The following is a 272-nucleotide window of genomic DNA, read 5'->3' on the forward strand; positions in this document are numbered from 1 at the left end:
ATACGCACCGACCGCTACCTGCTGAGCGAAACCAAGGCAGGTCGTATCACGCTGGTGGTGAAGCGGCTGCACTGCTCGGCCCGTGCCAAGCCCGTCGTTTACCTCCACGACCTGGCCGACTATCTCGACGCCCAAGCGACGAAGCAAGCGGCCTGATTCAAACGGTAGCCCCTGCCGACCATGGGCAACACAGCCAATGAGGCACAGCACATGAATACTAAAGCACTTCCCTTTATGGACATCCTGCGCGACATCGAGGCCGGTGGCCTGCT

At 60.3% G+C, this 272-nt stretch carries 1 protein-coding gene; it reads left to right on the forward strand.

Annotated features, from left to right (window positions below):
• Positions 1 to 18 precede the first annotated feature (18 nt).
• Complete coding sequence (locus AC3XQU_RS23905) at positions 19 to 156, forward strand: pyocin activator PrtN family protein (RefSeq protein ID WP_489876618.1); 138 nt, start codon at positions 19 to 21, stop codon at positions 154 to 156.
• The last annotated feature ends 116 nt before the right edge of the window (positions 157 to 272 follow it).

Source organism: Telluria sp. AZSoR62 (genome assembly GCF_058111565.1).